This window comes from Xanthomonas campestris pv. asclepiadis, assembly GCF_020784175.1.
Taxonomy (GTDB): domain Bacteria; phylum Pseudomonadota; class Gammaproteobacteria; order Xanthomonadales; family Xanthomonadaceae; genus Xanthomonas; species Xanthomonas campestris_D.
Genome location: NZ_JAJGQM010000003.1, coordinates 195405 through 206042 on the forward strand (window position 1 = coordinate 195405; position 10638 = coordinate 206042).

Here is a 10638-nt window from a genome sequence, read left to right on the forward strand (position 1 = left end):
CGGCCTTGCCGCAGCCGCAGCGTGCAGCGAGGTGGTGGCTTGGCCGATACTGCGGCAACTTACACAGGCGGTGAATGCGCGATGGCGGAGATTCTGGTGCTGTATTACAGCCGTGGCGGTTCGGTGGCGCGGCTGGCGCGGCAGATCGCGCGCGGCATTGGCGAAGTCCCCGGCATGAGCGCGCGGCTGCGCACGGTACCGCCGGTGGCGGCGGTGACCCAGGCCAGCGCCCCGCCGGTGCCGGACGAGGGCGCGCCGTATGTGGACAAGGCCGATCTGGCCGAGTGCAGCGGGCTGCTGCTGGGCAGCCCGACCCGCTTCGGCAACATGGCCGCGCCGGTGAAGCATTTCCTCGACAGCCTGGGCGCCGAATGGGCCAGCGGCACCCTGGCCGGCAAGCCGGCAGGCGTGTTCACCTCCACCGCCTCGATGCACGGCGGCCAGGAATCCACCTTGCTGTCGATGCACCTGCCGCTGCTGCACCACGGCTGCCTGATCGTCGGCATCCCGTTCACCGAGCCGGCGCTCAGCCACACCACCAGCGGCGGCACGCCCTATGGCGCCAGCCATGTCTCCGGCGCCGGCGGCGACCCGCAACCGAGCGAGGACGAAGCGCTGCTGGCGCGTGCGCTGGGCCGCCGGGTGGCCGACATCGCCCGGCGCCTGGCCAGCCCGTGAGCCTGCGCGCCACGTATTGGCTGCTGACCGCCGTGCTGATCGCGCTGACGGTGTTGTTCGTGACCTGGTTTCACGACGACCGCCACCGCGCCGCATCGCTGCTGGTGTTTGCAGTGCCGCCGGCGCTGATGGCCGCGTTGGCGCTGCGCAGCGCGCGTGCGCGTTTCTGGGCCGGCGTGTTCGCGCTGGGCTGGTTCAGTCACGGCGTGATGGTCGCCTGGAGTCAGCCGCAGGCGCGTGGACTGGCCTGGCTGGAAGTGCTGCTGGCCCTGCTGGTGGTGGCATTGGTGGGCGGCCCCGGCATGGCGGCGCGCTTCGGCCGCCCTCGCCCTCCACGTTGACCCGGCTTGGGCAGTGCACGCGCCGGGGTCGTATCATGACGGCCCTCGCGCGGCCTGCACCGCGCCCGTTTGAAGGACCCGCAGCAATGGAAGACCTCCTGATCGTCACCACCGGTGGCACGATCGACAAGATCTACTTCGACGACAAGTCGGACTACCAGATCGGCGACCCGCAGATCGGCCAGATCCTCAAGGAACTGGGCGTGACCTTCCGCTTTTCGGTGATTCCGATCATCCGCAAGGATTCGCTGCACATCACCGATGCCGACCGCGAACTGGTGCGCGCCACCATCGCCGCCCAGCCGACGCGCCACGTGCTGATCACCCACGGCACCGATTCGATGGTGGAAACCGGCAAGGTGCTGCAGTCGATCGCCGACAAGACCATCGTGATGACCGGCGCGCTCAATCCGGCGCGCTTCCGCGGCTCGGATGCCGAGTTCAACATCGGCTGCGCGGTCGGCGCGGTGCAGTCGCTGCCGGCCGGCGTGTACATCGCCATGAACGGACGCATCTGGAATCCGGAAAAGGTGCGCAAGAACGTCGCCGCCAACCGCTTCGAGTCGCTCTGACACCATGAGCAAGGCCACCCGCGCGACCAGGGCATTGGACGCCGCCGGCGTGGCCTATGTGTTGCACCCCTACGCTTACCAGGCCGATGCCGACGCCAAGGGCGTGCAGGCGGCAACCGCCCTGGGGCTGGCGCCGCACACGGTGCTGAAGACACTGATGGCCTGGGTCGACGACCAGGCCGTATGCGTGGTGATCCCGTGCGATCGCCGGGTGTCGTTGAAGAAACTGGCAAGTGCCTGCAACGGCAAGTCGGCGCGCATGATGGAGGTGGCCGATGCCGAGCGTCGCACCGGCTACAAGGTCGGCGGCATCAGCCCGCTCGGGCAACAACGCCAGGCGCCGGTTCTGATCGAAGCCAGCGCACTGGATGCCCCATCGCTGTGGATCAACGCCGGGCAACGCGGTTTGCTGCTGGAATTGCCGGGCGACGGCATCGTCGCCGCATTGCAGGCGCGGCCCTGCAGTGTCTGCGACTAGACGCGGCGAGACACCGCGCCGCGTGCGTGTCGGCTGGCGCCGGCCAGCACTTGGACATGCAAAAAGTATCGCTTGCTTGCGGCAGCGATCACGCACGCTCCATGAAACGTAAGTGTTTCGCCAGCGCTACGTGCCTGACGCGAGATCGCGCGCAAAGGCCGGGCGCAGCCCTGCACCCATCGGCGCAGGACTGCGTGCGCGCTCAGTACGTGGCCACCAGCGTGACCGCCGAAAACGCCAGCGTGGCCTTGAGCCGCACGTAATACACCCCTGCCGCAGGCGCGGTCAGCGTGCAGCTGTCGGCGTTGCCCACCACCGCGCTACGGCAGCTGTAGGCGGTATCGCTCGGCAATGCGCCGGGGCGCAGCGACAGATCGGCATTGCCGCTGCCACCGCTGAGTGCCACCCGCAGGCTGCGCGTGCCCGCGGGCACGTTGACCTGGTAATACAGCGAACCACCGGTCGCCGCGGCCAGGCCGCTGCGCGCTGCATTGCTGGTCAGGGTGGTCGAGGCGATCACCGCAGCCACCGCTCCATCGGCATTGACCAGCCCTGCTCCGCAGCCCTGCGGACATGCCACCGGCAATGCACGCGCAGTGCTCTTGAGCATGGCTTCGACGCTGGCCGCACTGAGCGGATTGAGCGCCACCGACTGCATCAACGCCACCACGCCGGCCACATGCGGCGCCGCCATCGAGGTGCCGCTGTAGACCGCGTAACTGGGATTGCCCGCCGCGGTGGTGCCGCTGTTGAGCGTGGACAGAATCGCCTGGCCGGGCGCGGCGATATCCACGCCCTGGCCGAAGTTGGAGAAACTGGCCTTGGCCCCGGCCGACGTGGTCGCCGCCACCGCAATCACGTTCGGACAATTGGCCGGCACGCTGTTGGAGACATCGACATTGCTGTTGCCGGCGGCCACCACCACGCTGGTGCCGCGTGACACCGCGCTGGCGATCGCATTGCTCAAGGTGGTCGAACAGGTGCCGATGCCACCCAGCGACAGGTTGATTACCTTGGCCGGGGTCGGATTGGCCGGCACACCGGATACCGTGCCGCCGGAGGCCCAGACGATCGCATCGGCGATATCGGACAGATAGCCGCCACAACGGCCCAGCACCCGCACCGGCAGCACCTTGGCATTGAACGCCACGCCCGCGGTGCCGGCGCCATTGTTGGCGGCGGCCGCGACGATGCCGGCCACATGGGTGCCATGCCAGCTGGAGCTGGATGCGCTGGCACCGCTGCCGCATTCGTTGGCCGCGGCCCAGTCGCCCACATCGGCGGCGCTGGTGTCGCGGGCGTTGCCGTCGCGGGCGATGGAGGCGTCGCTGATGAAGTCGTAGCCGGCCAGCACATTGGCCGACAGCTCCGGGTGCGTGGTGACGCCGGTATCGATCACGGCCACCACCGCGCCCTTGCCGGTCGCCTTGTCCCAGGCCGGCCGCACATTGATGCCGGCGGTCGTGGTGCCCAGCGCCCATTGCTCGGACAGGCGGGTATCGTTGGGCACCAGCATCGGACGCATCAACATGTCCACTTCCACGCGCTTGACCGACGGGTCGGCCGCCAGACGCCGCATCAGCGTTTCCGCATCGACCCGGTCCAGCGCGCGGTCGGCCACCAGCAGTTGCGGCCCGACGCCAAGCCAGCGCGATGCCGACAAGCCGAGGGCGCGCCCGCGCCGCGCCGGCACTGCGCGGGCAATCTCGCGCAGCGAACCACTCAGACGCCCGCCACGGTTGCCGGCGCTGCTGTCCTTGTAGCTGACGATGAAACGCTGATGGGCCGACGCCGACCCCAGCCCCTGCAGGCTGACGTCGCCAGCGAACGCAGGCGCAGTGCCGCACAGCAGTGCACAGGCCAGCGCGACGTGGCGTAACCCTTTGAATGATAGATGGTGCATGGATCGACCCCTCTCCAAGATGTCGTGGTGCAAACGCGGGCACAGGTGTGCCGCTTCGCATCGTGGTGAGGCGCGCCGACTGGCGTCGCTGCCCACCTGCCCACGCTATCGACCCGGTGCCGGCGGACCTGAGCCGGGATCGCTGACAAGGCGTGGCGAACCATGGGGTCTGTTAAGGCGGCCGCTTGAACGGCAGATGCCGGCGGCGACCGGAACTGAGCCGACCTGCCCTCCCCGTACCCCCAAAACGCCATTGCCCCGCGTTTTGGCGGGGCAATGGGGGGGTACCAAGCTTGCTGCAGACACGCTGCATCACGCAGACCGATGCGGTGCCAACGGTCCGGCCGCTGGCACCGCGCGTACCTTACGGGGTCTGGCTGACCGCACCGGCCGCGTTGACGATGCCGGCACCGCAGCCACCCGAGCAGGCGCCCGGCAGCGGACGGGCGGTGTTCTTCAACAGCGTTTCCACCGCCGCCGGGGTCAACGGACGGCTGGCCGCCGACTGCACCAGCGCCACCACGCCTGCCACGTGCGGGGCCGCCATCGAGGTACCGTTGTAGGAGGCGTAGCTAGCGCTGCCCGGCGTGGTGGTGCCGCTGTTGAGCGTGGACAGGATCGCCGAGCCGGGGCCGGAGATGTCGATGGTGCTGCCGAAGTTGGAGAAGCTCGAACGCGCCCCGGCCGAGGTGATCGACGCCACCGAGATCACGTTGGCACAGCTGGCCGGGGTGAAGTTGGCCACGTTGGCATTGCTGTTGCCGGCCGCCACCACCACCGTGGTGCCGCGCGACACCGCACCATTGATGGCGTTCTGGTAGGTGCTGGAGCAGGTGCCGTTGCCGCCCAGCGACATGTTGATCACCTCGGCCGGGTTCACGTTGGCCGGCACCCCGGACACGGTACCGCCGGACGCCCAGACGATCGCATCGGCGATGTCGGAGGTGGTGCCGCCGCACAGGCCCAGCGCACGCACCGGCACGATGCGCGCATTGAACGCGGTGCCGGCCACGCCGGTGCTGTTGTTGGTGACCGCGGCGATGGTGCCGGCCACGTGGGTGCCATGCCAGCTGGAGTTGGCCGCTGCCACGCCGGAGCCGCATTGGTTGGCAGCGCGCCAGTCACCCTGGTCGGCCGGATTGTTGTCGCGACCATTGTTGTCGCGCGCGCGTGCCGCGTCGCTGATGAAGTCGTAACCCGGCAGCACGTTGGCATTGAGGTCCGGGTGGCTGGTGATGCCGGTGTCGATCACCGCCACCACCACGCCTGTGCCGGTGGCCGTATCCCAGGCCGGACGCACGTTGATGCTCGAGGCGGTGGTGCCGAAGCCCCACTGCTCGGACAGACGGGTGTCGTTGGGGGTCAGCGTCGGGTACATGATCTGGTCGACTTCCACATACTCAACGCTCGGATCGGCGGCGATCCGGCGCATCAGCGTCTCGGCCTCGGCGCGGTCCAGGCCACGGTCGGTCTTGAGTACCTCCGACCCCAGCGCGGTGCGACGCACGTGATTCAGGCCGAGCGCACGACCGGCGCGTGCCGGCACGGCGGTGGCGACCGACTTGAGCGATGCACGCATCGAGGTCGGGCTCACCGCCGCGCTGGAACCGTCCCTGTACTTGACGATGAAGCGATCCAGGGTGGGCTGCGAATCCAGGCCGGAAAGATTGACCTGACCGGCAAACGCCGGCACCGCCAGCAGCGAGGTCAGCGCGGACACACCCAGGACCACCAGCGCGCGCTTGGGCGCACGACGTTGCGACACATTGGACATCGATCGTTCCTTAATTGAGAGAGTGCCGCAGGTGCGGCGAGATGGCCGAACCGTCCCCGCGTGCTGCGGATCGGGTCGGGCAGTGCACGGGCGCGTGCGCCCGGCGAGACGACTGACCGATGTCCATTCCGGTCGAGCGGCAACACATCACCGGCGCCTGCCGATGCGGCAGACGTGGGCAATACGTCGCTGATGGGGTGAAGCAGATCTGAAGCGGATCGGCACTGCCCGGCCATGGCCCGACAGTGCCGACGTGTCTCAGTAGCTGGCGCGCAAGGTCACGCCGGAGAACGTGCTGTACGCCTTGACGCGCACGTAGTACGTGCCCGACGGCGCGCTGATGCTGCAGGTCTCGGCATTGCCGCTGCGGTACGGGCGGCAGGTGTAGGTGGTGTCGGTCGGCGCACTGCCGGCACGCACGTACAGGTCTGCATCGCCGCTACCGCCGCTGATCGCCACCGTCAGCGTGCCGCTACCGGCCGGCACCGCGATGGTGTAGTTCAGTTCGGCACCCGTGGCCGCGCCCAGTCCGGTGACCGGCGTGCCGTTGGTCAGGGTGTTGCCGGTGCCGCCACCGCCGCCGCCATTGCTGCCACTGATGGCGGCGGTCACCGCCGCATCGGCATTGACGATGCCGGCACCGCAGCCGCCCGAGCAGGCGCCCGGCAGCGCACGCGCGGTGTTCTTCAACAGGGTTTCCACGGCAGCCGGCGTAAGTGCGCTTGGCGCGACCGACTGCACCAGCGCGACCACGCCGGCCACATGCGGCGCCGCCATCGAGGTGCCGTTGTAGGACGCGTAGCTGGCACTGCCCGGCGTGGTGGTGCCGCTGTTGAGCGTGGACAGGATCGCCGAGCCCGGCGCCGACACATCGATCCCGGTGCCGAAGTTGGAATAGCTGGCCTTGGCGCCGGCCGAGGTGGTGGCTGCCACCGCGATCACGTTGGCGCAGTTGGCTGGCAGCGAACCGGACACGTTGGAAGAGTCGTTGCCCGCCGCCACCACCACCGTGGTGCCGCGCGAGACCGCACCGCTGATCGCGTTCTGCATGGTGGCCGAGCAGGTGCCGCCGCCGCCGAGCGACATGTTGATCACTTCGGCCGGGTTGGCATTGGCCGGCACGCCGCTGACGCTGCCGCCGGACGACCAGACGATGGCGTCGGCGATATCCGACAGCGAACCGCCGCACTTGCCGAGTACGCGCACCGGCACGACCTTGGCGTTATAGGCCGTGCCCGCCACGCCGGTGGTGTTGTTGGTCACCGCGGCCACCGTGCCGGCCACATGGGTGCCGTGCCAGCTGGAATTGGCGGCGGGAATGCCGGTGCCGCACTCATTGGCGGCGTACCAGTCGCCTTCGTCGGCAGGATTGCTGTCGCGCCCGTTGCCATCGCGCGCCGTGGCGGCATCGCTGATGAAGTCGTAACCCGGCAGGATGTTGGCGTTGAGGTCGGCGTGGGCGGTGATGCCGGTATCGATCACGGCCACCACCACATTGGCGCCGGTGGCCTTGTCCCAGGCCGGGCGGATATTGAGGCCGGCGTTGGTGGTGCCGAAGGCCCACTGCTCGGACAGGCGGGTGTCGTTCGGGGTCAGCGTGGCGTGCAGGATCTGGTCGACTTCCACGCTCTGCACGTTGGGGTCGGATGCCAGCTGGCGCATCAGGGTTTCGGCCTCGGCGCGGTCGAGTGCGCGGTCGGTCCTGACCAGCTCCGGTCCCAGCGCCAGGCGGCGCACCGAGTTCAGGCCCAGCGCCTTGCCGGCCTTGGCTGGAACAGCGCGCGCGGCGGTGCGCAGCGAGGTGCTCAACGCGGTGGGACTGGCCAGCGCGGTGCTGCCGTCCTTGTAGGTCACGATGAATTTCTGATGGGTTTGGGCGGTGGCCAGGCCATCCAGATACACCTCGCCGGCAAAGGCCGGGGTTGCCAGCAGCAACGAGGTCAGCGCAGCTGCGCTCAGGATGGTGAGTGCGCGGGGGCACTTGCGGAAAGACTCGTTCGACATCGAATTCCCTTCTAGATCAAAGAGCACCGCCTTAGCGGTGGTAGCCGGTGCCGCCTTCCATAGGTCAGCACCGAGGTCCCGGATCGACCCCCTGTTATCGATCCGTTCAGCGAACCTACCGCACTACAACCAGACTGAACAATAATAAGTTCGCACTTTCCATAAATTAAATATCAGATTTGTGACACCGTACGGCACCGTTCAGCAGTTGAAGACATGTTCGGACACGCATTGCCACGCCCCTGCTGCGCTGCGCCCAAAAAAAAGGCCCCTGCGCGACTGCGCAGAGGCCTTTTTTGACGCAATGTGTTGGCTCAGGACAAACGCACCAGCCAACCATGGCGGTCCGGGACGCGCCCGTACTGGATATCGGTCAGCTCCTGGCGCAGCGACATGGTCACCTCGCCAGCCGGGGCGGACAGATCGCCGACCGCAAAGCCATCGCCCTTCAGCTCGCCGATCGGGGTGACCACGGCCGCGGTGCCGCAGGCGAACACTTCGGTGATCTCGCCCGACGCCACGCCCTGCTTCCACTCGTCGATGGCGACCTTGCGCTCGATCACCTGCATGCCGCGGTCGCGGGCCAGTTGCAGGATGCTGTCGCGGGTGATGCCTTCCAGGATGCTGCCGGACAATTCCGGCGTCACCAGCGTGCCGTCCTTGTAGACCAGGAACACGTTCATGCCGCCCAGTTCTTCGATGTACCTGCCTTCCACCGGGTCCAGGAACAGCACCTGCGAGCAGCCCTGCGCATAGGCCTTCTGCTGCGGCAGCAACGAGGCGGCGTAGTTGCCGCCGCACTTGGCCGCGCCGGTGCCGCCCTTGGCCGCACGTGCGTACTCGGTGGACAACCAGATCGACACCGGCGCCACGCCCTTGGCGAAATACGGACCGGCAGGACTTGCAATGACGTAGTACGAGGCCTTGTGCGCCGCACGCACGCCCAGGAATGCCTCGTCGGCGATCATGAACGGGCGGAAATACAGGCTGGTTTCCGGGGCCGACGGCACCCAGCTCGCATCCACCGCCACCAGCTGGCGCAGCGATTCGACGAACAGGTCCACCGGCAGTTCCGGCAGCGCCAGCCGGCGCGCCGAGCGCTGCAGGCGCTCGCCATTGGCCTGCGGGCGGAAGGTCCAGATCGAACCGTCGGCATGCCGGTAGGCCTTGATGCCTTCGAAGATCTCCTGGCCGTAATGCAGCACCGAGGCGGCCGGATCCAGCTGCAGCGGGCCGTAGGCGCGCACCTGCGCGTTGTGCCAACCGAGCTCGTTGGTCCAGGAAATGGCGACCATGTGGTCGGTGAAATGCAGCCCGAAGCCGGGCGCGGCCAGGATCACGGACAGCTCGTCGGCACTGCGCGGCGACGGGGAACGGGTGGAAGCGAAGGACACGGACACCGGAAGATTCCTGTTATGGCGGGCGAAAGGACGCGGCGCCACCTCTTCGACATGGCGCCTGATGATCAGAGCATGCCGGTCTCGAGACGGGCTGCTTCGGACATCATATGCCGGCCCCACGGCGGGTCGAAGACCAGCTCGACGTCGGCTTCGGCAATGGTCGGGATCATCTCCACCTTGCTGCGCACGTCGTCGACCAGGATCTCGCCCATGCCGCAACCGGGCGCGGTGAGGGTCATCTTGACGTCCACCCGGCGCTGATCGTCTTCCTCGCGATGGCTGACCACCGCCTCGTAGACCAGGCCCAGATCGACGATGTTGAACGGGATCTCCGGGTCGAAACAGGTGCGCAGCTGCTGCCACACCAGGGCTTCCACCTCTTCGTCGCTGGCATTGGCGGGCAGTTCCAGCCCGGGCGGGGCCTCCTTGCCGATCGCATCGCCATCCTTGCCGGCAATGCGGAACAGGTTGCCTTCGACAAAGACGGTGTAGCTGCCACCCAGCGCCTGGGTGATATAGCCGTAACTGCCTGCGGGCAGGGTCACCGAATCGCCCTGCGGCACCATGACGGCATCGCAATCGCGTTCGAACTGGACGGGTTCGCTGCTACGGGAATACATGGGCTGGATATGGGGCCGCGGCGGATGCGCGCAAGTCCGCCATTCTAGCCGACCACGGCAAGGCCGCTGCTGGTTGCGGGATGGAGCCAGCGACGACGCTGCATTCCATCGGCGCGCCCATCACCGCGCAAAGCACGTCGCGCGCCTTATCATGTGCGCACTGTCAGGAGCTCCAATGCCGCCCACCACCGCGTCCGCCAGAACCACCCACTGGCTCTGGCCCCCGCTCCTGCTGCTGGGATGCGTCACCGCCCTGATCGCCTGGATGCTGATCGCGCTTGCCGTCGGCAACCAGGCCGGCTGGATGGCGGTACTGACGGCCCCGGAAATCGTCTGGATGCTGCGCCTGGGCACGCTGGGCGCCGGCCCGTTGCGTATCGGCATCGCGGTCGTGGCGACCGCGCTGATCATCGTCGGCGCCAACTGGGGTATCGCCTCGGCGCACCTGGGGGGCGCACTGGGCCTGGACCCGTGGACCTCGGCGCAGAAGATGGGCACCGGGCTGGCCTGGACCCTGCTGCAACTGGCCAACAACGGTTTCGACCTGCTGTGCTATGCCGCCGCACTGGTCCTGGCGTGGTGGACGGCGCGCTGAGCGAAGCGAAGCGCGTTTGCAACGGCTACTCGGCATTCGTTGAAGCTGATGCTTCATCTGCATATCTTCAGGTAACGCTACTCCCACTAAGTGCTAGGCGTTTTGTTGCTCTAACGCGGCGATGCCCGGAGAGCTGTGCGACTTGGCTGCAGAACCGTTTACCTGGCTGCGGGGCCCTTGCCCGCCCACCATCGCGGGACACGCCGCAAGTACGTCCTTGTAGCAACTGTGTTGTTGGAGGGGGTTCTGACCGTTCTGGAAGCCGGGCACGGG

At 67.8% G+C, this 10638-nt stretch carries 11 protein-coding genes; 5 read left to right on the forward strand and 6 right to left on the reverse strand.

Translation table 11 applies throughout. The annotated features are described in order from the left end of the window. The first annotated feature begins 81 nt into the window (after positions 1 to 81). The 4 genes from wrbA to ybaK all read left to right on the forward strand — a co-directional run bounded on the left by wrbA (position 82) and on the right by ybaK (position 2069). Positions 82 to 678 carry an NAD(P)H:quinone oxidoreductase gene (wrbA, locus tag LL972_RS02910; RefSeq protein ID WP_228326302.1) on the forward strand — a complete coding sequence of 199 codons (597 nt, stop codon included), beginning with the start codon at positions 82 to 84 and terminating at the stop codon, positions 676 to 678. Next, positions 675 to 1019 carry a DUF2069 domain-containing protein gene (locus tag LL972_RS02915; RefSeq protein ID WP_228326303.1) on the forward strand — a complete coding sequence of 115 codons (345 nt, stop codon included), beginning with the start codon at positions 675 to 677 and terminating at the stop codon, positions 1017 to 1019. The genes wrbA and LL972_RS02915 overlap by 4 nt, the downstream gene beginning before the upstream one ends. Positions 1020 to 1105: 86 nt before the next feature. Next, complete coding sequence (locus LL972_RS02920; protein ID WP_016900703.1) at positions 1106 to 1591, forward strand: asparaginase domain-containing protein; 486 nt, start codon at positions 1106 to 1108, stop codon at positions 1589 to 1591. Positions 1592 to 1595: 4 nt separating this feature from the next. Next, on the forward strand, positions 1596 to 2069 hold the full coding sequence (gene ybaK, locus LL972_RS02925; protein ID WP_228326304.1) for a Cys-tRNA(Pro) deacylase: 474 nt from the start codon (positions 1596 to 1598) through the stop codon (positions 2067 to 2069). A gap of 202 nt (positions 2070 to 2271) precedes the next feature. Here the strand turns inward: ybaK and LL972_RS02930 are convergent, their stop codons facing one another. From LL972_RS02930 to sufT, 5 genes are all read right to left on the reverse strand, one after another. Beyond that, positions 2272 to 3972, reverse strand: a complete 1701-nt coding sequence (locus tag LL972_RS02930) for a S8 family peptidase (RefSeq protein WP_228326305.1) — start codon at positions 3970 to 3972, stop codon at positions 2272 to 2274. Positions 3973 to 4336: 364 nt separating this feature from the next. After that, positions 4337 to 5746 (reverse strand): S8 family peptidase, encoded by a 1410-nt coding sequence (locus LL972_RS02935; protein WP_228326306.1) that lies wholly within the window; start codon positions 5744 to 5746, stop codon positions 4337 to 4339. 258 nt (positions 5747 to 6004) lie between these two features. Continuing rightward, positions 6005 to 7750, reverse strand: coding sequence for a S8 family peptidase (locus LL972_RS02940; RefSeq protein WP_228326307.1), 1746 nt, complete (start codon positions 7748 to 7750; stop codon positions 6005 to 6007). A gap of 314 nt (positions 7751 to 8064) precedes the next feature. After that, positions 8065 to 9150, reverse strand: a complete 1086-nt coding sequence (locus tag LL972_RS02945) for a branched-chain amino acid aminotransferase (RefSeq protein ID WP_228326308.1) — start codon at positions 9148 to 9150, stop codon at positions 8065 to 8067. 65 nt (positions 9151 to 9215) lie between these two features. Then, complete coding sequence (gene sufT, locus LL972_RS02950) at positions 9216 to 9770, reverse strand: putative Fe-S cluster assembly protein SufT (RefSeq protein WP_017156958.1); 555 nt, start codon at positions 9768 to 9770, stop codon at positions 9216 to 9218. Between the two features lie 175 nt (positions 9771 to 9945). Between sufT and LL972_RS02955 the strand changes: the two genes are divergently transcribed. After that, positions 9946 to 10365: a hypothetical protein gene (locus tag LL972_RS02955; RefSeq protein ID WP_228326309.1), complete on the forward strand. Its 420-nt coding sequence runs from the start codon at positions 9946 to 9948 to the stop codon at positions 10363 to 10365. Between the two features lie 93 nt (positions 10366 to 10458). Here LL972_RS02955 and LL972_RS02960 read toward each other — a convergent pair. Continuing rightward, on the reverse strand, positions 10459 to 10638 hold a 180-nt coding region (locus LL972_RS02960; RefSeq protein ID WP_228326310.1), incomplete at its 5' end, for a hypothetical protein.